Here is a 25,885-nt window from a genome sequence, read left to right as displayed (position 1 = left end):
ACCGAAAGTACCCGGGCGACGTACCCCCGGACGGGGGCCTGCGTTCCGTGGCCAATGGTCGGAGAACGCAGTGCGAGCACCCTGGAGTCGGCGGGATTGTTCGCATACAATGCGAACATGTTGATCACCGTCGACCCGACCGCTCGGGCCACGCTCGCCGAGCAGGTCGCGTCGCAGATCCGGTACGCGATCGCACGCGGCGAGCTCGCGAGCGGGGAGCGCCTGCCGGCGGCGCGCGACCTCGCCGCCGCGGTCGACGTCAACATGCACACGGTGCTGCGCGCCTACGCACAGCTGCAGGACGACGGACTGATCGAGCTGCGGCGGGGTCGCGGAGCCACCGTCCTGCGATCGGGCAACGCCTCGTTCGACCGGCTGCGCACGCTCGTCGACGAGCTGCGCGACCAGGCCGACACGCTCGGGGTCCCGCTCGACGACCTGTTCACGATGATCAAGGGGGCACGATGACGAACCGACCAGCGACGAACCGAACGCTGCGCACGACGACGCGCACGGCGGTGGTGGCACCCGGGCTGGTGGTGTTGCTGGCCCTGGTGATCGCGGCGCTCGTCGCCGCACCGAGCCTGCCGGACCGCATGGCCGTCCACTTCGGAGCCGACGGCACCGCGGACGGCTGGAGTTCGCCCTGGCCGGTGTTCTGGATCACGCTCGCGGTGGCCGCCGGCGCGGTGGCCCTGGCGTTCGCGGCGCTGCGGATGCCCGACCGCCGGACCGCCGCCACCCTGGTGCTCGTCGCCAACCTGTTCGCCGGCAGTCTGGGCACCGCCTGGATCGTGCTCGCCGCCACGAACACCGTCGGCGACGGGACGCTGTCCGGCTGGTGGACCGTCCCGTTCCTGGCCGTCAGCGCGGTCATCGCCGCGGTGCCGGTCGTCGCACTCGTCCGGTCGGCCGCCCCGGTGCCCGCGCACGACGTCGAACCGCTGTGCGTCGGGTCGGACACGCGGGTGGCGTGGCGCGCGCGCATCGGCAGTCGCTGGTTCGCGGCACTCGGGGCCGTGGTCGTCGGACTCGGCATCGGCACGGGGATCGCGATGGCGCCGGCCGGCGTCGGCACGGCCGTCGGGTTCGGAGCGGCGATGGTCGTCGCCGGGCTCGCCGTGCTGGTCCTCGCCCGGGTCGAGCTCACCGTGGACCGTCGCGGGATGCGGCTGACCTCCACCTGGACCCGCATCCCCCTCATACGCGTCCCGCTCGAGCGGATCGAGTCCTGCGGATGGGAGGACGTGTCGCCCGGACAGTGGGGCGGGTGGGGCTACCGGTTCTCCGGCCGCGGGGTCGCCTACGTGGTGCGGTCCGGGCCGGGGCTCGTGGCACGGCTCCGCGGCGGGCAGGCGAGGATGGTGACGGTGCCGGACGCTGCGGGCGGGGCCGCGGCCCTGGGCGCACTGCTCGCCCAGCGCACGCCGGCCTGACGGGGCCGCGCCGGGCCTCCCGGTCGGGGTGGTGGTGTGTGCCGCGAAGGCGACAGATCTCGTCGGCCGCGCGCCGTCACCGCCGCGGAAGCGACAGTGTGCCGTGAACCGTTCGCGGCACACTGTCGCTTTCGCGGAACGCCGGGCCTCCCGGTCGGGTCAGAGGCTCGTCATGCCGCCGTCGACGCGGAACTCTGCGCCCGTCGCGTAGGACGACTCCGCGCTGGCCAGGTAGACCATGATCCCGGTGACGTCGTCGGGGGTCCCGGGGCGCCCGAGCGGTGTGCGGGAGACGATCGCCGCGCGCGCCGAGGGATCGCCGGAGATCGTCCGGACGAGCCCGGTCTCGGTGTAGCCCGGCACGACGGTGTTCACCCGGATGCCGTCCCGCGCGTACGCCATCGCGGTCGCACGGACGAGCGCGTGGATGCCGCCCTTGGTCGACGAGTAGGCCGCGAAGTCGGCGCCCTCGCCGTTCAGGCCGGTGGGTGAGCCGGTCGCGATGATCGACCCGCCACCGCCGGCCGCGAGCATCGCCCGGACGGCGTGCTTCACCGTCAGGAACGTGCCCGTCAGGTTCACCGCCACCGTCCGGTTCCAGGTCTCGAGCGACACGTCCGCGACCGCGGCATCGTGGCCGAACAGCTGCACGCCGGCGTTCGCGACCACGACGTCGGGGGTCCACTCCTGCGCGGCGAGGGCGGCGAACCCGGCCGCGACGCTGCCCTCGTCGGCGATGTCCACGGTGAGCGGCAGTGCGCGCGGACCGGCTGCCGCTGCCGCGGCGTCCGCCACTGTCGCGTCCCGGTCGGCGTAGACCACGCGCGCGCCCTCGGCGACGAACCGGTCCGCGATCGCGCGGCCGATGCCGGAGCCCGCCCCCGTGACGAGTGCGGTGCTGTGGTCGAGTCGTGCGGTCATGCGGGCGCTCCGTCCTGGGAGCGTCGTCGCTCCACGGACCCATCATTGCCCAACCGGTTGACCGGTGGTAGTCATGCACCATGACCGTGACGTCGATGGGCACCGAGTCGTCGATCGGTGCGTGGCGGTTCACCCTGCGCGGTGCCGAGCTCGCCGACCTCGCGTACGACGGTGAATCGGTGCTGCGGGCGATCCGGTTCGTGACACGGGACCACGACTGGCGCACCGCCGACGACACCGTGCTCGCACGGACGCAGCCGTCCGGCACGGGCACCGGCGGACGCCTCCGCATCGAGGCCAGCAGCCGGTACGACGGCACCGAGGTGCTCCGGTACGTCCTCGAGGTCACCGTCGACGGCCCGACCCTGCACGTCGACGCGGTCGCCACCACGACGGTGTCCTTCCGCCGCAACCGCACCGGCCTGGTCGTGCTGCACCCGCCGACCCTCGCCGGTGTGCCGTTCACCGCCCGGCACCCGTCCGGCTCCGTCACCGAGTCCGCGTTCCCGACGTGGATCGCGCCGCACCAACCGGCCACCGACCTGTCGGGCCTGGACTGGTTGACGGGTCGGGTCGCGCTGACGCTCGACCTGGCCGGAGACGTGTTCGAGACGGAGGACCAGCGCAACTGGACCGACGCGTCGTTCAAGACCTACTCGACGCCGCTGTCCGAGCCGTTCCCCGTCGCGCTCGACGCGGGTTCCGTGGTCCACCAGTCGCTCATGCTGCGCGCGACGACGGACGATCGACCGGGAGGCACGGCCTCCCCCGCCCCGGACCTCGCGTTCCTGGACGGGCCGGCTCCCACCACCGTGGTCGACCCGCCGCCGACGCTCCAGCTGCTCGCCGCCTCGGCCCCGGCCGCTGCGCGCCCGACCGCGGCGCCGCTCGACGTGCCGGTCGTGGTGGAACCCGTGCTCGGCGACCCGAACGTCAGGGCCGTACTGGCGTCAGCTCGGCGCGATGCCGGCGGCGGGCCGCTCGACGTCCGGTTCGTCACCGACGACCCGGACCTGCTCCGTGCCGCGATCGACGACGTGCTCGACTCGGGCGCGGTCGTGCGGATCGGCGCGTTCGCCCCGACCACACACGTGACGACCCCGGCGTTGCAGCAGGCCCTGCGCGACGCCGCGGCTTCCGTGGGCGACCTCGAGGTCGTGGCGGGCACCCGCGCGCACTTCACGGAGCTGAACCGGACCGTCGACCTGTTCCGCGACTGGGACGGGCCCCTGACCTTCAGCGTGACGCCGCAGATGCACGACCGGTCGCCCGAACAGGTGACCGAGTCGATCCGGATGCAGCGCTGGGTGGTGAGCAGTGCCTCCCGGCTGGCCGCCGGCAGGGCGCTCCACGTCGGACCGGTGACGCTGCGACCACGGTTCAACGCGGTCGCGACGTCCGCGCGCCCGTCGGTGACCGACGCGACGATCGAGGCCGGGTACGGGCCGCAGTTCGTGCCGAACGCGACCGATCCGGAGCAGCACTCCCCCGCGGCGCGGGCGTGGTTCGCGGCGTCCGTGGAGGCGCTGACGGTGCCGGGGGTCGCCTCGATCACCCTCGCCGAGGCCTGGGGACCCCGCGGCGGGCGGTGGGTGCCGCGAAAGCGACAGATCCCCGCCGATGGTCGGCGGGAATCTGTCGCTTCGGCGGATCAGACGAACGTCAGCGGCGGACGGCGTCGATCTTGAGCATCTTGGCGATGACCGAGTCGAGCTCGCTGTCGTCGAAGACCTGCTTCCAGTCCTCCTTGATGAGCTTCTCGCGGCCGTAGCCCATCGCGATGTGGCACGCGTCGGAGAACGGGTTCGAACCACGGAGGCCGTTGGTCAGCGCGATCCAGGTGTGGCCGTAGAGCATGGCGCGGGCGGCCTCGCGGGGCACGCCGACACCGGTGACGGTCTCCTCGAGGGCATCGTTGAGGAAGTCGCCGATCATGCAGGCGATGGTCTCGACCAGGGTCGGCTCGAGCACGGCGAGCTGCTTCACCGTGACCCAGTGCACCTGGATGACGGGTGCGTACATGGTGGAGATGACGGCCTCGGCGATCGCCTTGGCACGCTCGTCCTGGTCGCCGAGGGACTCGGAGGCATCGAAGGCCGCGATGACCTCCTGCGGGGCGGCGATGCCACCGAAGGTGTCGTCCCACTCGGCCTTGGTGGTGCGCTCGAGGAACACCGACGGGTGGCACGGGTGCGCCACGGCGTAGTGGATGTCCTCGCGCTTGGCGAGCAGTCCGGCGTAGGCGGCGGCCGGGTCGAGCGTCAGGATCGTCGCGCCCGACTGCATGACGGGGACGAGCTGCTCCGAGATGGTGCCGAGCAGGACGTCCGGGACGGCGAGGATGACGACGTCGGCGGCCTTCGCGGCGTCGAGGCTGTCGGTGAGCTCGCGGCCCAGGGCCTGGATGCGCTCCTGACCCGCGGGCGAGGCCTCGCTGTAGAGCGTCGTGTACTCGCTCTTCGCGAAGTTGTTCGAGACGCGGGTGCCCATCTTGCCGCCGGCACCGATCACGGCGACGGTGACGTCGGCCGTACCGGATCCGGCAGCGACGGTGTGGGTGGTGGTGACGGTGTCGGTCATGATTCCTTGCTCCTGGTGTACTCGATGGTGTGTTCGGTCCACGCCGCCTCGATGCGGGTGGTGGTCTGTGCGGGCGTCTCGCCCGGGTGGGCCTCGGCGCCGGCGTGCTCGTCCTGCCACGGCAGCCAGAACTCGATGACGCGGTTGATCCCGCGGGCGTCGGGGTCGATCGCGGCGCGGACGGCGTCGTGGTCGACGACCCCGGTGCCGATCGGGACGCCGATGTACTGGAAGCCGACCCACCCCGGCGACCGGGTGAACCCGGAGTCCTTGACGTGCCAGTTGACGACGTGCGGTGCGGTCATCGCGACGACGTCGGCGGGGTGTTCGAGCCGTGCGACGGTGTTCGCCGGGTCCAGGCAGATGCCGAGGCGGTCGGAGCCGATCGCCTGCACCACCGCGACGAGGTCGGCGGTGGCGACGACCTCGTACGTCTCGAGGGCGAGCGTCACCCCGGCCGCCTCGTAGGCGGGGATCGCCTCGCGCAGGCGGTGTTCGGTCTCGACGGCGTCCGGCTGGTCGTCGCCGCTCGTCCACATCGACCGGACGAGCGTCGCGCCGAGCATCTGCGCGATGTGCAGGTACCGGGCGAGGTGCGCCGGGTCCGTGCCACGGGTGCCGACCTCGAGCGTGAGCCCGAGGTCGTCTGCGAGCGTCCGGATCGCGGTCAGCCGGTCGTCCGACGCGGTGTCGAGCGGCAGGTGGTCGCAGATCTGGAACAGGTCGACACCGTCGTGGGTCGCGGCGTCACGCAGGGCGTCGTCGAGGGACATCGGCGCCTCGACACGGTCGGACATGCGCCAGAAGTAGGCGTAGGTGGAGAGGCCGAGCAGGGAGGTCATGCGCTCGCCCCCAGCAGTTCGGCCTCGTCGAGGATCGTGCGGACCGCCGCGGGGTCGTGGGCGAAGCGGCCGAGGAACAGGCCGCCGATGCGGCCGTCACCGCGCGTGAGCAGACCCGGTCCGGCGCTGCCGCCGTAGATGACGACCGAACCGGCGAGCTCCGGGCGGGTCGACAGGTGCTGCTCGATGCCCGCGAGCACCGCGACGATGTGCTCGTCGGGCGCGGGCTCCGGCGCACCGATCGCCCAGACCGGCTCGTAGGCGGCGATCACGGGGCCGGCGAGCCCGTCGGCGACGGCCGTGGCGACGAAGCGGTCCAGCTGCGCGGTGACCTCGGCGACGGCGGCGGACGGGTCGCCGTCGGCTGCACGGTCGGTCTCGCCGATGCAGATGAGGGGACGCAGACCGTTGCGGAAGGCGGCGTGCACCTTGCCGGCGATGTCCTGGTCGGACTCGTGGAACAGGGAGCGGCGCTCGGCGTGCGCGATCTCGACCAGGTCGACCCCGATCTCGCGGAGTTCGCGGCCCGACACCTCACCGGTGAAGGCGCCCTCGTCGGCCCACGCCAGGTCCTGCGCGCCGAGGAGCACCGGCGTGCCCTCGAGCACGGCGTGCACCGGCACGAGCGACGGGAACGTCGGGATGACGAACAGCTCGACCGCGCCGGACTGCACCGCCGGGTGGGTCCGGGCGATGTCGGCCACGGCGGCCGCCCACTCGAGCGTCCGGGCGTGCCCGAAGTACATCTTGAGCGACACCCCGATCGTGATCGGGGCGGCCGCCGTGGTCGCCGGCATCAGGCGTCGGTCCCGACCGGGGCCGAGCCGTCGTAGGCACAGATCGCCGCGACCTTCGATGCGCTGGCACTCGAAGCGTCGAACGTGTAGCCGAGCCACTCCTTCGCCATCCGGCGCGCGACCTCGACGCCGACGACCCGCTGCCCCATGCAGAGGACCTGCGCGTCGTTCGACAGGACCGAGCGCTCCACGCTGAACGAGTCGTGCGCCGTGACGGCACGGATGCCGGGGACCTTGTTCGCCGCGATCGCCACCCCGAGTCCGGTGCCGCAGATCAGGATCGCCCGGTCGGCCTCGCCGTTCGCGACCAGGCGTGCGGCGTCGACCGCGACGTGCGGGTACGCGGTGTGGCCGTCCGCGTCGACGCCGACGTCGACCACGGAGACGACGCGCGGGTCGGCCTGCAGGTCCTGCTTGATGATCTCCTTGTAGTCGAACCCGGCGTCGTCCGAGCCGACGACGATGCGGAACTGCTGGTCACTCATGCGGGTGCCTTTCGTGGTGGTGTGGGTCAGGCGGGGACGGAGACGGTCGACAGGACCGCCGCGGTGATCAGGGCGAACGAGATCGCGCCGGCGTCGGGGGTGCCGACGGCGTCCTCGCCGTGGGTGCGAGCGCGACCCATCTTGGGCAGCAGGTCGGCGGTGGCGTCGGCAGCGGCCGTCGCGGCGGCGGACGCGGCCGACCAGGCGCTGACCAGGTCGTCGCCGGCCGCGACGCGGTCGGTGAGGACCTGGTCGAACGGGACGATCGCGTCGACCATGGTCTTGTCGCCGGGGACGGCACCGAAGGCGAGGACCGCTTCGACGGCCGCGTGCACGGCCTGTGCGACGGTGGCGGCTGACGGACGCTGGTCGTCGCCGAGGACGCGACCCAGTGCCTCCAGGGCGGCTCCCCAGATCGCACCGGACGTGCCACCGGCCTTGTCGGACCAGGCGTCTCCGGCGATGGCCAGGACGCTCCCGGCACCGGCGCCGCGCGCGGCGGCGTCCTGCGCGGCGCGGTCGGCGGCGGTCGAGCCGCGCTGCATGCCGATGCCGTGGTCGCCGTCACCGGCGACGGCGTCGATGCGGCCGAGCTCGTCGGCGTGGTCGTCGATGGTGACGCGGATGGCCGTGATCGCCGCGGCGACCCGAGTGGCGGACGCCTGCGACGCCTCGGTACCGGGCGTGACCGGTGCCTGCTCGTCCGCGGCGAGGGTCTCGGGTGCGACCTGCTCCTGCGGGACGGCGCCGCCCTTGCGGTACGCGGGACTGTCGGCGGGCGCTGCCCAGAGCTGCTCGAGTTCGTCGTCGACCCAGAAGAGCGTCAGCGAGACGCCGGCCATGTCGAAGCTCGTGACGAGTTCGCCGACCTCGGGTTCGACGACCACGACGCCGGCCGCGGTCAGCTTCCGCTGCACGGCGTTGAAGACGACGAAGAGCTCCTCGTACTTGACGCTGCCGAGGCCGTTCAGGATCGGGACGACGCGCTGGCCTGCGTGCGCGCCCATGCCATCCGGTAGCTCGGTCAGGAGCTTGTCGACGAGCAGGTCGGCGAGACCGTCGGCAGTGGGGACGTCGGCCTCGGCGATGCCGCGTTCCCCGTGGATGCCCATGCCGATGGCCATCCGGCCCTCGGGGACGGTGAAGAGCGGCTCGTCGGCGCCGGGCAGCGAGCATCCGGAGAACGCGACACCGAAGCTGCGGGTGCGGTCGTTGGCGCGGGTGGCGATCGCGGTGACCGTATCGAGGTCGTCCCCGCGTTCGGCTGCGGCGCCGGCGACCTTGAAGACGCACAGGTCACCGGCGATGCCCCGGCGCTTGTGCGCTTCGGAGCTCGGGGCGCTCGCGACGTCGTCGGTCACGCGCACCGTGCGGACCTCGATGCCGCTGTCGGCCAGTGCCCGCGCCGCGGCGTCGAAGTTCAGCACGTCGCCCGCGTAGTTGCCGTAGCTCAGCAGCACACCGCCGCCATGCTCGGACGCCTTCGCGACCGCCGTGACCTGCTGGGCACTCGGGCTGGCGAACAGGTTGCCCATCGCGGCACCGGCGGCCAGACCGTGCCCGACGAGTCCGCCGAACGCCGGGTAGTGGCCGGATCCGCCGCCGACGACGAGCGCGACGGTCCCCTCGGGGCTGGTGGTCGAGCGGGCGACGCCCCCGTGCACCTTGCGGACCCGGGACTGGTTCGCGGCCACGAAGCCGTCGACCATCTCGTCGGCGAAGTCGGCGGGGTCGTTGAACAGGCGGGTCATGCGTGGCTCTCCTGGGTCGTGGTCGTCGTGGCCTGCGCCGCAGCGTCGGCGTCACGCTGCTCGTTCCGCTTCGTGCCCCGGCCGAGCACGAACATCAGCACGCTCGACAGCACCATGAAGAAGCCGACGATGAACATCGGTACCTGGTAGCCGCCGGTCCACCCGCTGACCACACCCGTGATGTACGGGGCAGCGAAGCCACCGAGGTTGCCGATCGTGTTGATCAGCGCGACCCCCGCGGCTGCGGCGGCTCCGGTCAGGAACTGCGTCGGCACGGTCCAGAAGTTCGGCAGCGCGGCGAAGATCGCGCAGGCGGTGACCGCGATGACGGCGATCGTGGCGGCCGGGCTGTTCATGTACAGCGCGACCGGGATGCTCAGGCCACCGACGAGCGCGGGGACGGCGATGTGCCAGACCCGGACGCCGCGGCGGAAGGCGTCACGCGACCAGAAGTACAGGACGACCGCGGCGGGGACGTAGGGGATCGCCGTGATCATGCCCTTCTGGAACAGGTCGAACGTGGTGCCGAACTGCTCCTGGAAGCCGTCGATGATCGTCGGCAGGAAGAAGCTCAGCGCGTACAGGCCGTAGATGAAGCCGAAGTACACCGCCGCGAGCATCCAGACGCGGCCGGAACCGAACGCGGCACGGAGGCCGCCCTTGGCGTGACCGTCTCCCCCGCTCTTCTCCTTGTTCTCCTTCGCCAGGGCACCTTCGAGCCACAGCTTCTCGTCCTCGTCGAGCCACTTCGCCTGCGACGGCTTGTCCTTGAGGACGAAGAGGCACAGGATGCCGACGATGATCGCCGGGATCGAGACGCAGAGGAACATGAAGCGCCAGCCGGCGAGTCCGCCGAGCAGCCCCTCGTGGGTCATCAGCCAGCCGGCGAGCGGGGAGCCGATGACGCTGGTGAGCGGCTGCGCCAGGTAGAACAGCGCGAGCATCTTGCCGCGGTGGCGCGCGGGCACCCAGGTCGACAGGAACAGGATCGCGCCGGGGAAGAAGCCCGCCTCGGCGATGCCGAGCAGGAAGCGCAGCCCGACGAGCTGCGGGTAGTTCTGCACCCACGTGAAGAGCAGCGAGACGATGCCCCACGTGATCATGATGCGGGCGAGCCAGATGCGCGCGCCGAACTTGTGGAGCGCCAGGTTCGAGGGCACCTCGAGCACGAGGTAACCGATGAAGAACACGCCGGAGGCGAACCCGAACTGGGCGGCGGTCAGACCGAGGTCCGCCTCCATGCCGTTCGGGGCCGCGAAGGAGATCGCGGTGCGGTCGAGGAAGTTGATGAAGAACATCAGTGCCACGAACGGCACGATGCGGATCGCGATCTTGCGGATGGCCGTCTTCTCGACGACCGAGGTGGGGATGCCTCGCGTGGCGGGGATGTCCACGATGACTCCTGCTCGGTGGGGGTGGTACGACTCCGACCCGTGCTGCTGCGCCCGGATGGAGCGGGCGCATCGGTGCGCCTGGTCCAGTGTGCGGATTCCAGTTCGACTTGTCAACCGGTTGACCAAAGCACGCAAGCCCAACCGGTTGACCGAACGGTACGCTCACTGCATGCCCGCGTTCAGCCCGGACGATCCCCTCAACATCCGACTCGAACTCGAGTCCGTGCCCGCGGGTTCGCCCGCCTCCGAGGTCGCCCGACAGCTCGTGTCCCTGCTGACCGCGGGTGAACTGGCACCGGGCTCGCGGCTGCCGTCCGAGCGGATCCTGGCCGAACGGCTCGGCGTCGGTCGCTCCGCCGTGCGCGAGGCGCTGGCCGCCCTCGAGATCCTGGGCATCGTGCAGATCCGCCCCGGCTCGGGGACGTACCTGCAGGGCGGCACCTCGGACCTGCTGCCGACGACGCTGTCGTGGGGGCTCATGCTCGCCTCGAACCGCACCCGCGAGCTGCTCGAGGTCCGGTCGTCGCTCGAGCGCACGGTCGCGATCCTCGCCGCGCAGCGCGCCACGCCCGAGCAGGTCGCCGAGCTCGGCGAGTACCTCGTCCGACAAGAGGCCACCCTCGACGACCCGGAGGCGTTCATCGACGCCGACGTCCGGTTCCACGTCCTGCTCGCCCGAGCCGCGGGGAACGACGTGCTCGGTGATCTGCTGCAGAGCCTGCGGTCGATGCTGAGCGTGTGGGTCGGTCGCCGCGTCCAGACCCGACAGGCCACCGAGGCGGCTTACGAGGAGCACCGCGCGATCTACGAGGCACTGCGGGCCGGCGACGTGCCCGCCGTGCAGCGGGCGATGGACGAGCACATGGCCACGGCGAGCGCCCGCATCGAGAACGCGGAGCCCGTCCCGCCCGTCGAGTAGCGGGGGGGGGCGGGCGCGCGGGCGGGCGGGCGCGCGCTTCGTGAGCAGAAATGGTCGGGTCCGTGACGGCGACCCGACATCTTCTGCTCACGATCGGGCGGCCGGGAGGCGCGGTGCGAGTCCGCCTCGCACGGTGCGACGTTGCCGGGGCGGCAACAGGGCTTGGGACGGGTCCGGCAGGTGCGCTGGAGTGGGCGGATGCATGCACACGAGACCACCGCCGCCGCCGGCTCCCCCACCGCTTCGGCTCGCGAGTGGTGGGAGCAGCGGTACGCGGAGCGCGACGGGATCTGGTCGGGTCGGGTGAACGCGGTGCTGGCCGACGTCGCCGCAGAGCTGCCACCGGCGCCGGGCGACCGTGCGCGCCGTGCGCTCGACCTCGGCTGCGGTGAGGGCGGCGACGTCGTGTGGCTCGCCGAGCAGGGGTGGGACGCCCTCGGGATCGACCTGTCGGTGACGGCGATCGAGCGTGGCTCGCGGGCGTCGGTGGCGGCCGGGGTCGAGGAACAGACGGCCTTCGTCGCAGCGGACCTCGCCACGTGGGCGACGGCGGCGCGCTTCGACCTGGTGACGGCGTCGTTCCTGCAGTCGTGGCCCGTGGAGATCCCGCGCGCGGCGATCCTGCGACGGGCCGCCGGGTTCGTCGCGGTCGGCGGGCACCTGCTCGTCACGGCGCACGCTGCACCACCGCACGACGACCTGCCCTCCGAACTGCGGGAGTACCGGTTCCCGACGCCCGAAGAGGACCTGATGGCGCTGCAGCTCGACGACACCTGGGACGTCATCGCCGCCGAGCTCCGGCCGCGCACGGCGACGACGCCCGACGGCGACCCACACCAGGTCGTCGACAGCGTGGTGCTGGTCCGCCGTTCGCGCGGGTAGCGTCGGAGCGGTGAGCACCGACGACCACCGCCGCACGGTCGAGGTGGACGCGGTCGAGGTCGCTGTCGGTCGCGACGGCGCCGCGACCACTGCGAACTCGTCCCCTCGCCCGTACCTGCACCCGGTGCGGACCCTCGGCCGTACCGTCCTCACTGCCCACCACCCGGCCGACCACGAGTGGCACTGCGGAGTCGGAGTCGCGATCCCGGACATCGACGGCGTCAACTGCTGGGGCGGTCCGACCTACGTGCACGGCGAGGGCTACGTCTGGCGCGACGACCACGGCCGGGCCGACGTCGTGCGTGCCGAGCAGCACCCCGCTCCGCACGGTGGCCGCACGGTCCAGGAACTCGCCTGGCGCGGCCCCGACCACACGGTCGTCCTGCACGAAGGCCGCACCCTCGCGTGGTGTGCCGTCGACTCCGGCTGGGAACTGACGTGGTCGTCCTCGTTCCGGGCTGAAGGCAACGACATCGTGCACCTCGGCAGCCCCGGCAGCAACGGTCGGGTCGGTGCCGGCTACGGCGGGTTCTCCTGGCGGTTCGCCGAATGCACCGACGTGGTCGTCCGGACCGCTGACGCGCAGGGCGAGGAAGCAGTGCACGGCTCCGTCGCTCCGTGGGTCGAGTGGTCCGCGGTGTTCGAGGGTGCCCCGGCGACGGTCCGGCTCGAAGCACTCGACCACCGCGATCCCTGGTTCGTCCGGGTCGCGGAGTACCCGGCCATCGGCTCGGCCCTCGCCTGGCGTGAACCGGCGCTCGTGCGCCCCGGCGTCCCCTTCGTGCGCTCCTTCCGCGCGACGATCACCGACGGTGCCGTCCTGCCCGGCAATACGCTGGACCGATGAGCACCGCAGACTGGGAAGCCCGCGTCGCCGCACTCTGGGCCGACGAGACCATCGACGACCAGCAGCGCATCGAGCGGATGCGCGAGCTCGCCGCGGCTGCACCGCACCCGGCCCTCGGTGCCTTCGAGCTCGGCGGCGCGAACGACTCCGGCGGCCACGAGGCGGAGGCCGACGTCCACTATGCAGCGGCCACGGCCGCGGGACTCGCGGACGTCGATCCGGCCCGTGCCGCGCAGATGGTCGTCCAGCACGCCTCGACGCTGCGGAACCTCGGCCGGATCGACGAGGCAATCGCGATGCTCCGCGACGCACCGGAGCACCCATCCACCGGCGCCGCGCCGAAGGTGTTCCTCGCGCTCGCCCTGCGCAGTGCGGGCCGTCACGACGAAGCACTCCGGGTCGCGATCGAGGCCGTCGAGCCGACGCTCCCCCGCTACAACCGGTCCGTCCGCGCCTACGCCGCTGCCCTCACCGACGCCTGACGGTTCCCGCCCCGACCCGCGGGCGCTCGGTGTCGGGTCACCACGACGCGCTCGTGCCGTTCGCGACCCGACGGCGAGCGGGCGAAACACCGTGGTCCGTCCGGCATCCGACCCCGGCATTTCGCCCGCTCGAGCCGTCGGGAACTCCCACCCCACCCGCGAACGGGCAAAACATCCGGGTGTACCTGGCGCGCAACGCTGGCATTTCGCCCGCTCGTGCGAACGGGTGATCGTATTCCAGCGGATGCATGCGAGTTGCGGCATGCCTGCGCGAGCGGGCGAAATACCCGGGTGGAGGGGCCGCGCACCCCGGCATTTCGCCCGCTCGCCGGCTGACGGGCCGGTGCGCTGACGCGCCGGCGCGCGGACGGGCAGCGGGCTGACGGGCGCACGCTGACGGACGGGCGGCCGCCCGCGCAGGCGAGCGACGCACGCGACGCGACCGCAGGGCGGACGGGAGGCGCGGTGCGGGCCCGCACCGGGCCTCCCGTCCGACAGCGGCGACCGTCTAGGGCCGCGCGCCCTCCTGTTGCCCCGTCACCTGCGCGACCGGCAGGGAGTCGCTCGTCGTGCGGAGCGACTCCTGCCGGAGCTCGAGCTGCGTGACCGCGAGCGCGGCGAGGTCGTGCAGGTTCGCCAGGTCGGCCTCGGTCGCCTGCCGCGGCTTCGTGTCGAGCACGGCGAGCGTCCCGATGGGGGCTCCGTCGTGCTTGACGAGCGGCACGCTCACGTAGAACCGGATGCCGAGCGGCCCGGTGACGAGCGGGCTGTGCTGCATCTCGGGGTGGGTGGAGCCGTCGGGGATGACGACGGGGACGGGCACGGGCGCGAACCCGTTGCGGAAGTTGATGTTGCGCGCTGCTTCGTCGACGCCCTCGGCGATGTACGACTGCGACCAGGCACGGTCCTCGTCGAGCACCTCGACCAGGGCGATCGGGGCGTCGAACAGGCGGGCGGCCATCGCGGTGGTGCGGTGCAGGGCCTCGTCGGGCAGGGTGTCGAGCGTCGCCGGGCGGGCCGTGTCGGACTCGGCACGCGGCGTACCGGCCGCCGCGGACGACACCGCCGACGTGGTGTCGACGACGTGGTCCGTGCCGGCGGTCTCGGCGATGACGGCGTCGCGCAGCAGCGTCACGAGTTCGGCACCGGCTGGGCGGGCGGCCGGGTCCTGTGCGGTCATGGCGCGGAGCAGCTGCTTCCAGTGCTCGGGCAGGGGCTCGGGGACGACCGGGTCGCGGGACAGCCGAGCGACGGCGGACTCGACGAGCGAACCGGGGAACTCACGGCGCCGGGTGAAGCACTGCAGCAGCACGAGGCCGAGCGAGTACACGTCGCTCGGGGCGCCGACGTCGCCGCCTCGGGCCTGCTCCGGGCTGAGGTAGGCGGCGGTGCCCGTGGTGACGCCGTCGGCGGTGAGCCGCTCGACGCCCGCGGCGAGCGCGATGCCGAAGTCGGTGAGCCGTGCACGGGCACGGTCGGAGTCGTTGCCGTAGTCGACGAGCAGGATGTTCGACGGCTTGATGTCGCGGTGCACCACGCCGTGGCTGTGGATGTAGTGCAGCGCCTCGGCCATGTCGTAGCCGATCTCGGCGATGTGGCGTGAGGCGAGCGGGCCGACGGCGAGGCGTTCCTCGAGGTCCTGTCCGACGACGAGTGCCATCACGAGGTAGCGCTGGTGGGTGCCGTCGTGGCCGGTCACGACCCCGGTGTCGAGCAGGCTGACCAGGTTGTGGTGCTCAAGCGAGGCGAGCACGCCGAGCTCGGCCTCCTGCCGAGCGATGTCGACGGTGCCGGCGTGGAAGACCTTGACGGCGACGGGGCGGTGCAGGCTCTCGTCGATGCCGCGGTACACGACGGACATGCCGCCCTGGCCGATGGCGTGTTCGAGACGGTAGCGCCCGTCGAGCAGTGGGGCCGCGGACTGGGTGTCCTCGGTCGGACTCATCGGACCTCGTTCTCGGTGCGGGCAGGCGTCGGTGCATCTTCCCATCCCGACGGGGATCGTGGTGGCCCACGGCGTTCTCCGGCTGAACGGCGCCGGCGCGCCCGGCTCGGCAGCCCGTCACCGCCGGTGCGTCGCCACCGTGCTCACCCGCAGGTCCTCGAACGTGCTCGTGAACCCGGCGCCACCGAGCGAGATGAGCCCGACCCTCGGCGAGCTCCCGAGGTCCGCCGTCCAGGTCCCACCTCGGACGAAGTGCCGCCCGTCGACACTCGTGTACGCCGTGTACCGGTGCTCCCCGCGGACGGACCGGTGCACGATCCGGAGCGTGGTGGTGTCCCCGACCGGTCCGACGACCATGTTGCCGTAGCTCGGCGCCCCGGCCGGTTGCCCGGAGACCTGCTTGCCGAACTCCGTCTGCCGGGTGTTGAAGATCGAGTTCGACGTCAGCCGGAGGTAGTTGCCGTCGTCACCCCACACGATCAGTCCGCCCTGCACGTAGTTCTTGCCGTCACCCGTGGCAGGGGTGTCCACCGCGACGGTCGTCTGCAGCACGTAGTCGCCCCGCGGCGCCGGTTCGGACAGGACCGAGGCGAGTGGTGTCGCCGGTGGGTGGATGTCGGCGTCCTGCGTCTGCCAGCGGAACGTACCGCCGGCGACGGTCCAGGTCGAGCGGTCGGGTTCGCGGGTCCAGCGGAGCGCCGCGGGGAGCGTGCTCCCGTCGAACGACGTCGACAACGCGCGGATGGTCCGTCCGGGCACGTCGACAGGTGCAGTGGTCGCCCGGTAGGTCGCACGCTGCCCCGGCTGCGCGACCGGCCCCGGCTGCACCGTGTCGGACGGCCCCGCCCCGCCCCGCACGACGGGCCAGCCGTGCCGCCAGTCGAGCGGATCGATGAGCGCCGGCCGCTTCGTGTACGTCGGCTGCCCGGCGTAGTACGGGTCGCCCCGGTCGACCGCGTGGTAGACGATCCAGTCCTGGCCGGCGAGGTCGGTGACCACCGTGTTGTGCCCGGTGCCGACCCAGCGGTTGCCGTTCTGCGCGAGCAGGGGGGTCCCGCCGACCCGGGTGCTCGTGATCGCGACACCGTCCTGGTCGGTGAAGGGTCCGAGTGGGCTGCGCGACCGGGCGACGAAGACGCCGTACCCGGTGAGTGCGCCGTTGCAGCAGTTCGTGGCGGAGCCCATGAAGTACCACCAGCCGTCGTGGCGCATCAGGTAGGCGCCCTCGTACCGGTTGTCGATCGCGATCTGCCGTTCGCTCGCGGGGTCGGACCGGAGCCCGTCGGCGCTGAGGGTGCGGACGTTGACGCCACCGAAGTAGCTGCCGAAGTACAGGTACGTGGTGCCCTTGTCGGTGATGACCTCGGGGTCGAACGCCCAGCGCTGCCCGGTGCCGTTCGCGGCCGCCTGCGGAGCGACGACGGGGCCTCCGGAGTCCGTCCACGGACCGGTCGGGCTCGAGCTCGTCGCGACGCCCACCGCCGATCCCCCGCCGGTCGGTGCCGATGCCGAGGGCGTGTCCGACGCGGCGTAGTACAGGTACCAGGTGCCGGGACGACCACGCTCGCCCGCGCGGTACACGACGTCCGGTGCCCAGATCCCGTTGGCGGACCCGACCCACGCCGGTCGTGTCGGGAACGCGTCGTTCACGTACGTCCAGTGCGTCAGGTCGGTCGACCGGTACGTCGGCACGCCGTGCTGCACGAGGGAGCCGTCCGCGTTCTGCTCCGTCGCCGTCAGCGCGTCGGTCGTGCAGTACAGGTACCAGTTGCGGTCCCGTCCGACCCCGCGGATCGCGGTCGGGTCGGCGCAGCTCGCCGCCGTCTCGCCATCGGGCAGGCTGAGTGCGACCGGGTTCCGGTGGGTCGGCGCCGCGGCGCCGTGTCCCGCGCTGCTGTGTCCGGTGGTCCGGTCCGCCACGGGCGCGGACGCTGCGGCGGCGCCGACCGGGAGGCCCGTGGTCGCGACCGCCGTGAGCGTCGCGACGGCGAGGATGGTTGCGACTGTTCGGCGCACGGGGTCCTGCTCTCATCGTCGAGGAAGGGCTGCCTGCGCGAGCGTACGCTCGCGGGCAGCGGACCGGGACGGTTCCGTCCGGTTCCGCGTGACGAAGGAGTCAGCGATGCCCGCGAGGTTCGTGTACTGGATGAACGTGTCGATCGACGGCTTCGTCGAGCGCGACGAGGGCGAACTCGGCGACGTCGATGGACCCGAGTGGATGCGGATCGACGAGCCGCTGCACCGCGAGTTCAACGCCCGCGCGGCCGCGATGACCCTGTCCGTCGAGGGTCGGGTCGTCCGCGACATGATGGACCCGTTCTGGCCGGACGCCCGCACCGACGAGTCGATGCCGGCGTTCATGCGCGAGTACGGCGAGATCTGGACCGACCACCCGAAGATCCTGGTCTCACGCACCCGGACCAGCGCCGACCACAACACGCGGATCATCGGCGGCGACGACGCGATCGCGCAGCTCGCCGTCCTGCGCGAGGAGTCCGAGGGCGACATCGGTGTCGGCGGCCCGAACCTCGCGACGCAGTTGCTCGACGCGGGGCTGCTCGACGAGCTCCTGCTCTACACGCACCCCGCTGTGCTCGGCGCTGGCCGTCCGCTGTTCGATCCGCCGGCCTCGGGTGGACGGCCGCCGGTGCTGCTGGACCTGCTCGAGCAGCAGCAGTACCACAACGGCGTCACGCTGCACCGGTACCAGGTGCTGCGCTAGTCACTCCCCCGAGGGGCCTGGACCGATGATGACGAGTCGCCAGGCGCTCGGCCGGTCGCTGTCGAAGTCGTTGAACGCGACGCTGTCGACGCCCTTGCTCGACGACAGCTCGATCTGGTGCGGGCTGTCCGTGCAGGACATCGGATCGAGTTCGATGCTCTGCGATCCGCGCGCCGACACGGTCCGCACGATGCCGCGCATCTGCCCGTTTCCGTAGCACGAGAACTCGAGGTGGTCGATCGTCCGCGAGTCCGGGAACTGCACGCGGACGCCGGGCTCGAGATGGGCCGGGTCCTCGTCGCCGGGGCTCGTGTCGGCAGTCAGCACCCCGAGGACCGCGTCCTCGGTCTCGGTCCTCGCCTCCTGCTGCGTCTTCCACTTGGCGAGGGCCTGCTCGTCGACGGGCGGCGCCGACGTGCAGCCGGCGAGCAGGGCCACGACGGCGAGCGCCGGCAGGACCAGGGCGGGGAGGTGTCGCACGGTGCGAGCCTAGCGACGCCGTGGGGTCACTCGTCGCACGAGCAGTCGATGCGTGTGCAACGTGCGACGACCCACCTGTCGATCGACAGGTGGGACGTCGCAGAACGCGTGTGCAGCCCGAGCGGTCGGGTCAGACGTCGCGTCGACGTGCGACCGTCAGCGCGAGTGCACCCACGACGAACACCTCGGCCGCCAGGACGCCGAAGCCGCCCCAGCCGTTCAGGACGACACCGCTCGTCGGTCCGGCCTCCGCGCCCGAGGACGAGTACGCGAAGAGCTGGCTACCTGCCTGGTCGGGCAGGAACCGGAACACGTCACCGACCCAGTCGGCGTTCAACAGACCCGCGACCAGCGACAAGATCACCGGCAGGACGAGCAGGATGCCGAGCGTGATCGCGATGCCGCCGGCACTGGACCGGACCAGCAGACCGATGCCGTAGGCGAGCAGTGCGAGCAGCGTCACGTAGACCGACGAACCGAGGATCGGCATGAACACCGACGGGTCGCCGATCTGTGCGGTCGCGCCGTCGGAGGACAGCAACAGCGCCGACAGGAGCACGCCGATCCACGTCGACACCACGCTCACGACGAAGGTCGTCAGCGCGAGGACGGTCGCCTTCGCGAGGATCACGCCCGTACGCCGCGGGTCAGCCGTGAAGGTTGAGCGGACCTGACCGGTGCCGTACTCACCGGTGATGATCAGGACGCCGAGCACACCGACGACGAGCGCGCTGAGCGAGACGCCGGTGGTGTTGATGCTCACGAAGTTGGCGTTCATGACAGACTGCGGAGCGTTCTCCGGCACGACCACGAAGGCGCCGAGCAGCGCCGCCATGCCGATCGTCAAGACGACGAGGATCGCGTAGCACCAGATCGTCGACCGGATGCTCCGGAGCTTGATCCACTCACTGCGGACCAGGTGCGGGAACGACAGGCGGACCGAGTCCGGCATGGAAGCCGAGTGTGCCCAGGTGACGGGCGGGGTGGTGGCGCTCATCGGGTGCCCTCCGATCGGTACTCGACGTCGTCGCGGGTGAGGGCCATGTAGGCCTCCTCCAGGCTCGCGCCGGTCGGGGTGAGTTCGTGCAGTGCGACGCCGGCCTGGGCGGCGATGTTGCCGACCGTCGGTGCGTCGGGACCGACGACCAGGAAGGTGCCGTCCTCGCGCGGGGTGACGGTCGCGTTCGGCCCGATGGCCTGGAACAGCTGGTCGGGCGAGGGCGTCCGGACGATGACCCGGCTGCCACCACCGGCGGCACCGGGAGCGGCTCCGCCGCCGGCGACGAACTCGGCGATCGGGGCGTCGGCCAGGACCTTGCCGCGGCCGAGCACGACCACGCGGTCGGCGGTCTGCGCCATCTCGCTCATCAGGTGGCTGGACAGGAACACGGTGCGGCCGTCGGCAGCCATCCGCCGGGCGAGCTGCCTGACCCACAGCACGCCGTCGGGGTCGAGGCCGTTGACGGGCTCGTCGAGGATCAGGGTCTTCGGGTCGCCGAGCAGTGCGGCAGCGATTCCCAGGCGCTGCCCCATGCCGAGCGAGAACCCGCCGACGCGCTTCTTCGCGACCGACTCGAGGCCGGTCATGTCGATGACCTCGTGCACGCGGGCCTTCGGGATGCCGTGGGTCGCCGCGAGCGAGAGCAGGTGGTTGTAGGCGCTGCGGCCCGAGTGGACCGCCTTCGCCTCGAGCAGGGCGCCGACCTGTCGGAGCGGGTCGCGGAACGTCGTGTACGGCTGGCCGTTCACCGTCGCGCTCCCCGCCGTGGGCCGGTCGAGGCCCATGATCATGCGCATCGTGGTGGACTTCCCGGCGCCGTTCGGCCCCAGGAAGCCGGTCACACTGCCGGGTCGGACGACGAACGAGACGTCGTCCACGGCGGTCTTCGGACCGTACTGTTTGGTGAGGTGGCTGACTTCGATCACGGCGGCCACGCTATTGCAGCGGTGTCCGGCGGCGCGTCCGTCGGAAGGGGGATGTGTCAGGTGCGGGGGTGCCGGGACTAGCCTGACGCCGTGAAGCAGGCACAGGACGACGGACCGTTCTTCCACGGCACCAAGGCCGACCTCGTGCCGGGCGACCTGCTCACCGCGGGCTTCCGGTCGAACTACCGCCCCGAGGTGGTCATGAACCACGTCTACTTCACGGCGGTCTCCGACGGCGCCGGGCTCGCTGCCGAGCTCGCCGCCGGTGACGCCGAACCGCGGGTCTACGAGGTCGCGCCGACCGGTCCGTACGAGGACGACCCCAATGTCACCGACAAGAAGTTCCCCGGCAACCCGACCCGGTCCTACCGCAGCACCGAACCAGTACGGATCGTCCGCGAGGTCGCCGACTGGCCCCGACTCACGTCCGAAGCGCTGCGCCTCTGGCGCGAGCGCCTGGCCGCACTGCGCGCGGACGAGCGCGGGGAGATCATCAACTGAGCCGGCTGGCGGACGGGAGGCGCGGGGCGGGGCCGCCACGGGCCTCCCGTCCGCTCCGTCCCATCTCAGGGCCCCCAACGCGTCCTGCGGACGTCAGCGGCTGAGCGCGTCGCTCGTCGTGACGGTCGCGAAGCTGCCGTCGAGCGCCGCCATGAAGGCGGCGTGGACGCTCGCACCCGGGACGGTGACGCCCCCGGATGTCAGGTCCGGCGCCGCGCACGCGTCGGCGACGACCGTCGCGGTGAAGGCGAGTTCGTGTGCGGCCCGGGTCGTCGAGTCGATGCACATGCTGCTCATCATCCCGACGATGGTGACCTCGTCGACTCCGGCGTCGGTCAGCAGTTCCTGGAGTCCGGTGCCGATGAAGCTGTTCGGTGCGTGCTTCTCGATGATCGTCTCGCCGTCGACGGGCGCGACCGACGGGTGGAAGTCGAGGCCCGGCGTGCCCGGCACGAAGAACGTGGCATCGGGGTCGGTGGACACGTGGAACACGTGCACCACCAGGTCGCCGGCAGCGCGGAAGGAATCGAGCACCGCGCGGGCCGCGGCGGCGGCGGCCTCGGGTTCGACGAGGGGGAACGCCCCACCCGGGAAGTAGTCCAGCTGGATGTCGACGAGGAGCAGCGCGCGGGTCATGGGGTCAGTATGGCGTGCCGCGGGCCTCAGACCGGGCCGTGTCCGGGTTGTTCGTCGCCGGGGTCGCGGGCGAAGGCGAGGCTCTCCGCGATGATCGAGAGCACGACGTCCACCTCGTGGTCGTCGCGCGGCCCGTAGACGAGGAACTCGGTGCCGTGGTCCTCGTACTGGTGCGGGGTCACCCACCCGAGAGCGGTGAGCTCGACGCCGCGAGCCGCCGGCAGGCACAGGTGCACCGAGGTGTCGTCGACACCGTGCAGGTGCACGGGTTCGAGGCGCCCCTCGGGAGCGAGCGACGTCCACGGCACGACGTGGTCGGCACGGTCGCGGAGGAACAGTGCGCGCGACGACGCCGGCGAGACCTGACTGTGCCCCTCGACCACGTCCGGCAGTGCCAGGGCGTTCGCGACGAGTCGTCCCCACCGCTCCGGGGTCGCGCGGTCGGTGAGCTGACGTTGTGGCCCGTCGTCGGAAACGGACGGGCGGACACCGGGGCGAGGTGTGGAGATCACCGTTCGACGCTACCGGCGCGCTCCGCCGCCGCGGGTCACGGTTTCGCGCCGTTGCCGAACGAACCGTGCAGGGTCGTGTCCGCGAAGGCCGTCGTGTCGATCACGGCGCGGACGCGGTCGAGGACGCCCTGGTCCTCCGAGTCCACGCCGATGACGAGCGAACCGTAGTCGACGCGCATCGTGTACGGGATCGAGGCCTCGAGCCCGGTCACGTGCGGGGTCGCGGCGAGGGTCGCGAGTCCCTGCGCCACCGCAGTGGACGTCGACGTCGGGATCTGCTGGTCGAACGTGCCCTCGTAGTGGACAGTGCTGGCGATGTGCTCCTCGTCCGCCGGCACGGTCAGCGTCAGGGAGACGCCGGTCCACGCCAGTTCGGTGGCCATCGTCGTCGGGACGGCTCCGGCCTCGGCCGGGGTCGCGTCGGGGTCCATCGTGACCGTGAAGCGCGACGCGAAGTGGTTCGACGTGACCCACCGGGTGGAACAGGTCGGGTCGGGGGTGGAACTGGGGGTGTTCGTGGTCGTCTGCGTGGCCTCGGCGACGGACGGGAGCGCACGGACCTGTCGGAGCGCGGTGCCGACCTGGCTCGCGACGGCGGGGTCGAGGGTCGGCGCCGGGGTCTGTTCCGGTGTCGGGTCGGCTTGCTCCGGTGCTGGCACGTCGTCGCGCGGACAGGGCGCCGTCTCGGTGCCGTTCGATCCGTCGGACGACCGCAGCGCGTCGTGTGCCAGGCCCTCGACGGTCGAGCACGCCGTGAGCGGCACGGTGCAGGCAAGGGTGACGAGGAGTCCGACGACGAGACGAGAACGCACCGAACCAGTCTCGCCGCCTCGTGCTGCGTTGGGGAGCTGAACGAACTCGCTGTGTCCGGGGTGCTACGTGGCACTCGTGCGATGACGGGAGAGCTGCCCGTCCGGTGCCTGACCCGAACAGGGCCGGACGGACAACTCCTGATCCGTTACTGCGGGTTGTTCGGAACCGGGCCCCGGATCGATTGCCCGGGCGTACGAACGCGCCCACGTCGAAGTTCGGGTCGACGACGAGGGCGCGTCCGGTAACGGGTCATGAACGACCGGACTCATTCGGAGCCCCCGTTCGAGGGGTTTGGTCGTGTGCGGATCCCCGACTCAGCGCTGCTGGTCGTCCAGGTCGAGCGACGAGGTCAGTTCCGGGAACGCCCGCGCCTGCTCGTCCAGCTGCTGTGCCTTCCGCAGGACCCCCGCGACGCTGTCCGCTCCGGCCACGAGGCGCACCGGCGGCTCCGACATCTCGGTCAGCGCCAGGAGCGTGCGGGCGAGCTTCTCCGGATCGCCGCTCTGCTTGCCCTCCATGCCGCGGAAGAACCCCTTCGTCTGGTCGGACGAGGCACGGTAGTCGTCGAGGTGGACGTCACCCCAGAACGTGGAGCTGCCCTCCGCGAGCAGGTCGGTGCGGAAGAAACCGGGCTCGACGACGGTGGTGTGGATGCCGAACGGCAGAACCTCGTCGTGCAGTGCCTCCATCCACCCCTCGAGCGCGAACTTCGACGCGGCGTACGCGCTCCCTCCGGCGCCGGCGACGATGCCGGCGGTCGAGCTGATGGTGATGACCCGACCGGAGCGCTGTGCCCGCATCACGGGGAGCACCGCGCGGGTGACGTTCAGCGCACCGAAGAAGTTCGTCTCCATCTGCGCGCGGAACTGCTCCGGCGAGACCTCTTCGAAGAAGCCGCCCTGGAAGCTGCCGGCGTTGTTCACCAGCACGTCGATGCGGCCGAACCGTTCGATCGCGGCGTCGACCGCGCTCCGGACGGTGCGCTCGTCCGTGACGTCCAGCGCGACGGCGAGCAGCTCCTCGTGCTGGCCGACGGCTGCGAGGACGCGTTCCGGGTCCCGCCCGGTCGCGACGACGTGGTGTCCGGCGTCCAGGGCCGCACGCGCGAAGTCGGTGCCCATGCCGCGGCTGGTCCCGGTGATGAAGAAGGTCTGGGGCTCGGTCATGTCCCCATCGAAGACCACATCCGTGCAGTGAGTGAGGCTCTGCCCAGACGGGGTCGGGCAGAACCTCTCAGCCGCCCGCGGTCTGCATCTACCGTCAGGGACATGGACCACCTCGTGACGACGACCCCGTCGAACCAGCCCGCGAACACACCGCACGCCGACGACCGGCTGCCGTGGTTCCCGCTCGCGCTGCTCGCGGCGATCGGGTTCGTGCTCGTCGCGATGGAGACCATGCCCGCGGGCCTCCTGCCGGTCATCGCGGACGGCATGGGGACGTCGGAGGGCACGGTCGGGCTCTTCGTCAGCGCCTACGCGATCGGCACGGTCATCGCCACGGTGCCGGCGATCGCCCTCACCCGGAGTCTGCGCCGCAAGCCGTTGCTCATGACGGCCATCGCCGTGCTGGTCATCGCGAACACCCTCACCGCGTTCGCGCCGAACGTGACCGTCGCGCTCGTGACACGGTTCGTCGCCGGCGCGGCGTCCGGCGTCATCTGGGGCATGTTCGCCACCTACGCGCGGCGGATCAGCCCTGCCCGGTTCGCCGGCGTCTCGCTCGCCATCGTCTCCACCGGCGCGCCCGTCGGCTTCGCGCTGGGCACGCCCCTCGGGTCGTTCATCGGCACCGCTCTGGACTGGCGGTGGTCGTTCATCGGCCTCAGCCTCGTCGGGGTCGTCATCCTGGCCCTCATCGCCGTGTTCGTGCCGGATGCGCCGGGACAGACCGGCGCCGCGAAGCTCTCCGTCGTCAAGGTGTTCCGCATCCGCGGGATCGCGGTCATCCTCGCCGTCATCGCCACGTGGATGGTCGCGCACAACACGATCTACACCTACATCTCGCCGTACCTGCGGGTGACCGGTACCGACCTCAGCGCCGGGCTCGTCCTCCTCGTCTACGGCATCGCGGCGATCCTCGGCGTCGTCGTCACGGGCGCCCTCCTCGATCGACACCCCCGGCCGCTGCTGCACCTGAGCGTCGGACTGTTCGTCGTCACCGGTGTCGTGCTGCTCGTCGGCCACGCATCGCCGGTCGCCGTCCTCGTCGCCGCCGTCCTGTGGGGCATCAGCTTCGGTGGCGCCTCGACGCAGCTGCAGGCGGCGCTCACCACGGCCGGAGGAGAGAACGCCGACGTCGCCAGCGCGTTCCTGCCGGTCGCGTTCAACATCGCGATCTTCGTCGCCGGGGTCTTCGGAGCCGCGCTGTTGACCGCGTTCGACGGACTGGTCCTGGCCGTGGTGATGATCGTGTTCGGGGCGATCGCGGCGCTGCTCACCCTGGTGGGCCGGCGATCGGCGTTCCCGGCGCGGCTCTAGTCGGAGACCTGGAGCAGCGCCGGCAGAACCGGGGCCGGGTCCGTCGCCAGACGAGCGTGGGTCTCCACGTCGAAGCGTTCGACGCCGTACCGCAGCTTCTGTCGCTCGATGCCCTCTGCGGCGAACCCCGCGGCGGTGGCGACCCGGCACGACGCGGGGTTGTTCACCCGGTGCCCGAGCTCCAGGCGGAAGAGCCCGACGCCGAACGCCCAGGACGAGACGCTGGCGAGCGCCGTCGTCGCGAGTCCGCGTCCGCGTGCCCCGCGCGTCAGCCAGTAGGACGCCCGGGCCGTCCCGTGCCGGAACTCGATCGCGGTGAGCCCGACGTTCCCGACCGCGACACCGTCGTCCACGAGCGCCCAGTTCTTCGCGCGATCGCCGAACCCGAGGAACCGGCTGATGTGCTCGCGCGCCTGCGCCTCGTCGCGCAGGTCGGCGTCGGGGAACTGCGTGTCCAGGTCCGGCGTCGTCCGCCGGGCCAGGGGCAGCGCGGGTGCGTCGTGGACCGACCACGGGCGCAGGTCGACCGCCATT

The 25,885-nt window shown here is 71.8% G+C and carries 27 protein-coding genes; 10 read left to right on the top strand and 17 right to left on the bottom strand.

The features are described 5' to 3' along the window. Window positions 1-117 precede the first annotated feature (117 nt). Both ACGH48_RS07330 and ACGH48_RS07325 read left to right on the top strand, forming a co-directional pair. Entirely contained in the window at window positions 118-468 is a 351-nt protein-coding gene (locus ACGH48_RS07330; protein ID WP_396290824.1) for a GntR family transcriptional regulator, read from the top strand. Continuing rightward, window positions 465-1,436 carry a DUF1648 domain-containing protein gene (locus ACGH48_RS07325; RefSeq protein WP_396290822.1) on the top strand — a complete coding sequence of 324 codons (972 nt, stop codon included), beginning with the start codon at window positions 465-467 and terminating at the stop codon, window positions 1,434-1,436. Before ACGH48_RS07330 ends, ACGH48_RS07325 begins: the two co-directional genes overlap by 4 nt. Window positions 1,437-1,595: 159 nt before the next feature. Here ACGH48_RS07325 and ACGH48_RS07320 read toward each other — a convergent pair whose 3' ends face one another. Next, complete coding sequence (locus tag ACGH48_RS07320) at window positions 1,596-2,357, bottom strand: SDR family NAD(P)-dependent oxidoreductase (RefSeq protein ID WP_396290820.1); 762 nt, start codon at window positions 2,355-2,357, stop codon at window positions 1,596-1,598. Between the two features lie 80 nt (window positions 2,358-2,437). Between ACGH48_RS07320 and ACGH48_RS07315 the strand changes: the two genes are divergently transcribed. Next, the gene (locus tag ACGH48_RS07315) at window positions 2,438-4,045 is read left to right on the top strand and encodes a hypothetical protein (RefSeq protein WP_396290819.1); all 1,608 of its coding nucleotides are present in this window, start codon (window positions 2,438-2,440) and stop codon (window positions 4,043-4,045) included. On the opposite strand, the gene ACGH48_RS07310 is transcribed toward ACGH48_RS07315, so the two are convergent. The 6 genes from ACGH48_RS07310 to ACGH48_RS07285 are packed head-to-tail and all read right to left on the bottom strand — an operon-like array spanning window position 4,020 to window position 10,206. After that, window positions 4,020-4,937, bottom strand: coding sequence for a phosphogluconate dehydrogenase C-terminal domain-containing protein (locus ACGH48_RS07310; RefSeq protein WP_396290818.1), 918 nt, complete (start codon window positions 4,935-4,937; stop codon window positions 4,020-4,022). The genes ACGH48_RS07315 and ACGH48_RS07310 overlap by 26 nt on opposite strands. Beyond that, entirely contained in the window at window positions 4,934-5,779 is an 846-nt protein-coding gene (locus ACGH48_RS07305; protein ID WP_396290817.1) for a sugar phosphate isomerase/epimerase family protein, read from the bottom strand. The genes ACGH48_RS07310 and ACGH48_RS07305 overlap by 4 nt, the downstream gene beginning before the upstream one ends. Then, a complete protein-coding gene (locus ACGH48_RS07300) occupies window positions 5,776-6,576 on the bottom strand; it encodes a triose-phosphate isomerase family protein (protein ID WP_396290816.1) in 801 nt (266 codons plus the stop codon). The genes ACGH48_RS07305 and ACGH48_RS07300 overlap by 4 nt, the downstream gene beginning before the upstream one ends. Beyond that, window positions 6,576-7,061, bottom strand: coding sequence for a ribose-5-phosphate isomerase (locus ACGH48_RS07295; RefSeq protein WP_111086530.1), 486 nt, complete (start codon window positions 7,059-7,061; stop codon window positions 6,576-6,578). The genes ACGH48_RS07300 and ACGH48_RS07295 overlap by 1 nt, the downstream gene beginning before the upstream one ends. 26 nt (window positions 7,062-7,087) lie before the next feature. Continuing rightward, window positions 7,088-8,812 carry a dihydroxyacetone kinase family protein gene (locus ACGH48_RS07290; RefSeq protein ID WP_396290815.1) on the bottom strand — a complete coding sequence of 575 codons (1,725 nt, stop codon included), beginning with the start codon at window positions 8,810-8,812 and terminating at the stop codon, window positions 7,088-7,090. After that, window positions 8,809-10,206, bottom strand: a complete 1,398-nt coding sequence (locus tag ACGH48_RS07285; protein ID WP_396290814.1) for an MFS transporter — start codon at window positions 10,204-10,206, stop codon at window positions 8,809-8,811. The genes ACGH48_RS07290 and ACGH48_RS07285 overlap by 4 nt, the downstream gene beginning before the upstream one ends. Before the next feature lie 169 nt (window positions 10,207-10,375). On the opposite strand from ACGH48_RS07285, the gene ACGH48_RS07280 reads away from it, so the two are divergent. The 4 genes from ACGH48_RS07280 to ACGH48_RS07265 all read left to right on the top strand — a co-directional run bounded on the left by ACGH48_RS07280 (window position 10,376) and on the right by ACGH48_RS07265 (window position 13,336). Continuing rightward, window positions 10,376-11,125 carry a FadR/GntR family transcriptional regulator gene (locus ACGH48_RS07280; RefSeq protein WP_123314411.1) on the top strand — a complete coding sequence of 250 codons (750 nt, stop codon included), beginning with the start codon at window positions 10,376-10,378 and terminating at the stop codon, window positions 11,123-11,125. 198 nt (window positions 11,126-11,323) lie between these two features. Further along, window positions 11,324-12,007: a class I SAM-dependent methyltransferase gene (locus tag ACGH48_RS07275; protein WP_396290812.1), complete on the top strand. Its 684-nt coding sequence runs from the start codon at window positions 11,324-11,326 to the stop codon at window positions 12,005-12,007. A 10-nt stretch (window positions 12,008-12,017) separates the two neighbouring features. Continuing rightward, window positions 12,018-12,854, top strand: a complete 837-nt coding sequence (locus tag ACGH48_RS07270; protein ID WP_396290810.1) for a DUF6807 family protein — start codon at window positions 12,018-12,020, stop codon at window positions 12,852-12,854. Next, window positions 12,851-13,336, top strand: a complete 486-nt coding sequence (locus ACGH48_RS07265) for a tetratricopeptide repeat protein (RefSeq protein ID WP_396290809.1) — start codon at window positions 12,851-12,853, stop codon at window positions 13,334-13,336. Before ACGH48_RS07270 ends, ACGH48_RS07265 begins: the two co-directional genes overlap by 4 nt. Window positions 13,337-13,844: 508 nt before the next feature. Here the strand turns inward: ACGH48_RS07265 and ACGH48_RS07260 are convergent. Further along, the gene (locus tag ACGH48_RS07260) at window positions 13,845-15,281 is read right to left on the bottom strand and encodes a protein kinase (RefSeq protein ID WP_396290807.1); all 1,437 of its coding nucleotides are present in this window, start codon (window positions 15,279-15,281) and stop codon (window positions 13,845-13,847) included. Window positions 15,282-15,398: 117 nt separating this feature from the next. Continuing rightward, on the bottom strand, window positions 15,399-17,297 hold the full coding sequence (locus ACGH48_RS07255) for a family 43 glycosylhydrolase (RefSeq protein WP_396290805.1): 1,899 nt from the start codon (window positions 17,295-17,297) through the stop codon (window positions 15,399-15,401). 106 nt (window positions 17,298-17,403) lie between these two features. On the opposite strand from ACGH48_RS07255, the gene ACGH48_RS07250 reads away from it, so the two are divergent. Then, a complete protein-coding gene (locus tag ACGH48_RS07250) occupies window positions 17,404-18,003 on the top strand; it encodes a dihydrofolate reductase family protein (protein WP_396290803.1) in 600 nt (199 codons plus the stop codon). Here the strand turns inward: ACGH48_RS07250 and ACGH48_RS07245 are convergent, their stop codons facing one another. The 3 genes from ACGH48_RS07245 to ACGH48_RS07235 form a co-directional block, all read right to left on the bottom strand. Further along, window positions 18,004-18,483 carry a hypothetical protein gene (locus ACGH48_RS07245; protein ID WP_396290801.1) on the bottom strand — a complete coding sequence of 160 codons (480 nt, stop codon included), beginning with the start codon at window positions 18,481-18,483 and terminating at the stop codon, window positions 18,004-18,006. Window positions 18,484-18,613: 130 nt separating this feature from the next. Then, window positions 18,614-19,480, bottom strand: a complete 867-nt coding sequence (locus ACGH48_RS07240) for an ABC transporter permease (protein WP_396290799.1) — start codon at window positions 19,478-19,480, stop codon at window positions 18,614-18,616. Next, on the bottom strand, window positions 19,477-20,409 hold the full coding sequence (locus ACGH48_RS07235; protein ID WP_123314435.1) for an ABC transporter ATP-binding protein: 933 nt from the start codon (window positions 20,407-20,409) through the stop codon (window positions 19,477-19,479). Before ACGH48_RS07235 ends, ACGH48_RS07240 begins: the two co-directional genes overlap by 4 nt. A gap of 90 nt (window positions 20,410-20,499) precedes the next feature. Between ACGH48_RS07235 and arr the strand changes: the two genes are divergently transcribed. After that, window positions 20,500-20,910, top strand: coding sequence for an NAD(+)--rifampin ADP-ribosyltransferase (gene arr, locus ACGH48_RS07230; RefSeq protein WP_396290796.1), 411 nt, complete (start codon window positions 20,500-20,502; stop codon window positions 20,908-20,910). A gap of 93 nt (window positions 20,911-21,003) precedes the next feature. On the opposite strand, the gene ACGH48_RS07225 is transcribed toward arr, so the two are convergent. From ACGH48_RS07225 to ACGH48_RS07210, 4 genes are all read right to left on the bottom strand, one after another. After that, complete coding sequence (locus tag ACGH48_RS07225; protein WP_396290794.1) at window positions 21,004-21,546, bottom strand: cysteine hydrolase family protein; 543 nt, start codon at window positions 21,544-21,546, stop codon at window positions 21,004-21,006. Between the two features lie 26 nt (window positions 21,547-21,572). Then, complete coding sequence (locus ACGH48_RS07220) at window positions 21,573-22,058, bottom strand: hypothetical protein (protein ID WP_396290793.1); 486 nt, start codon at window positions 22,056-22,058, stop codon at window positions 21,573-21,575. Window positions 22,059-22,093: 35 nt separating this feature from the next. Continuing rightward, window positions 22,094-22,870 carry a hypothetical protein gene (locus ACGH48_RS07215; RefSeq protein ID WP_396290792.1) on the bottom strand — a complete coding sequence of 259 codons (777 nt, stop codon included), beginning with the start codon at window positions 22,868-22,870 and terminating at the stop codon, window positions 22,094-22,096. A 315-nt stretch (window positions 22,871-23,185) separates the two neighbouring features. After that, the gene (locus ACGH48_RS07210) at window positions 23,186-24,037 is read right to left on the bottom strand and encodes an SDR family NAD(P)-dependent oxidoreductase (protein ID WP_396290790.1); all 852 of its coding nucleotides are present in this window, start codon (window positions 24,035-24,037) and stop codon (window positions 23,186-23,188) included. A 102-nt stretch (window positions 24,038-24,139) separates the two neighbouring features. Here ACGH48_RS07210 and ACGH48_RS07205 point away from each other — a divergent pair, with 102 nt between their 5' ends. Then, window positions 24,140-25,351, top strand: a complete 1,212-nt coding sequence (locus ACGH48_RS07205; RefSeq protein ID WP_396290788.1) for an MFS transporter — start codon at window positions 24,140-24,142, stop codon at window positions 25,349-25,351. Here the strand turns inward: ACGH48_RS07205 and ACGH48_RS07200 are convergent. Continuing rightward, the gene (locus ACGH48_RS07200; protein WP_396290787.1) at window positions 25,348-25,884 is read right to left on the bottom strand and encodes a GNAT family N-acetyltransferase; all 537 of its coding nucleotides are present in this window, start codon (window positions 25,882-25,884) and stop codon (window positions 25,348-25,350) included. The genes ACGH48_RS07205 and ACGH48_RS07200 overlap by 4 nt on opposite strands. Between the last annotated feature and the right edge of the window lies 1 nt (window position 25,885).

It is taken from the genome of Curtobacterium pomorum, from assembly GCF_044497295.1.
In the GTDB taxonomy this organism is placed as follows: Bacteria; Actinomycetota; Actinomycetes; order Actinomycetales; family Microbacteriaceae; genus Curtobacterium.
Note: the sequence above shows the minus strand (reverse complement) of the source record. Positions and strands in the feature narration are given on the sequence as shown.

Coding starts and splice junctions, on each gene's coding strand:
- ACGH48_RS07325 (WP_396290822.1), top strand. CDS start 465: ATGACGAACCGACCAGCGACGAACCGAACGCTGCGCACGACGACGCGC.
- ACGH48_RS07225 (WP_396290794.1), bottom strand. CDS start 21,546: ATGACCCGCGCGCTGCTCCTCGTCGACATCCAGCTGGACTACTTCCCG.
- ACGH48_RS07315 (WP_396290819.1), top strand. CDS start 2,438: ATGACCGTGACGTCGATGGGCACCGAGTCGTCGATCGGTGCGTGGCGG.
- ACGH48_RS07290 (WP_396290815.1), bottom strand. CDS start 8,812: ATGACCCGCCTGTTCAACGACCCCGCCGACTTCGCCGACGAGATGGTC.
- ACGH48_RS07295 (WP_111086530.1), bottom strand. CDS start 7,061: ATGAGTGACCAGCAGTTCCGCATCGTCGTCGGCTCGGACGACGCCGGG.
- ACGH48_RS07260 (WP_396290807.1), bottom strand. CDS start 15,281: ATGAGTCCGACCGAGGACACCCAGTCCGCGGCCCCACTGCTCGACGGG.
- ACGH48_RS07250 (WP_396290803.1), top strand. CDS start 17,404: ATGCCCGCGAGGTTCGTGTACTGGATGAACGTGTCGATCGACGGCTTC.
- ACGH48_RS07330 (WP_396290824.1), top strand. CDS start 118: ATGTTGATCACCGTCGACCCGACCGCTCGGGCCACGCTCGCCGAGCAG.
- ACGH48_RS07280 (WP_123314411.1), top strand. CDS start 10,376: ATGCCCGCGTTCAGCCCGGACGATCCCCTCAACATCCGACTCGAACTC.
- ACGH48_RS07310 (WP_396290818.1), bottom strand. CDS start 4,937: ATGACCGACACCGTCACCACCACCCACACCGTCGCTGCCGGATCCGGT.
- ACGH48_RS07265 (WP_396290809.1), top strand. CDS start 12,851: ATGAGCACCGCAGACTGGGAAGCCCGCGTCGCCGCACTCTGGGCCGAC.
- ACGH48_RS07275 (WP_396290812.1), top strand. CDS start 11,324: ATGCATGCACACGAGACCACCGCCGCCGCCGGCTCCCCCACCGCTTCG.
- ACGH48_RS07205 (WP_396290788.1), top strand. CDS start 24,140: ATGGACCACCTCGTGACGACGACCCCGTCGAACCAGCCCGCGAACACA.
- ACGH48_RS07320 (WP_396290820.1), bottom strand. CDS start 2,357: ATGACCGCACGACTCGACCACAGCACCGCACTCGTCACGGGGGCGGGC.
- ACGH48_RS07300 (WP_396290816.1), bottom strand. CDS start 6,576: ATGCCGGCGACCACGGCGGCCGCCCCGATCACGATCGGGGTGTCGCTC.
- ACGH48_RS07210 (WP_396290790.1), bottom strand. CDS start 24,037: ATGACCGAGCCCCAGACCTTCTTCATCACCGGGACCAGCCGCGGCATG.
- ACGH48_RS07305 (WP_396290817.1), bottom strand. CDS start 5,779: ATGACCTCCCTGCTCGGCCTCTCCACCTACGCCTACTTCTGGCGCATG.
- ACGH48_RS07200 (WP_396290787.1), bottom strand. CDS start 25,884: ATGGCGGTCGACCTGCGCCCGTGGTCGGTCCACGACGCACCCGCGCTG.
- ACGH48_RS07240 (WP_396290799.1), bottom strand. CDS start 19,480: ATGAGCGCCACCACCCCGCCCGTCACCTGGGCACACTCGGCTTCCATG.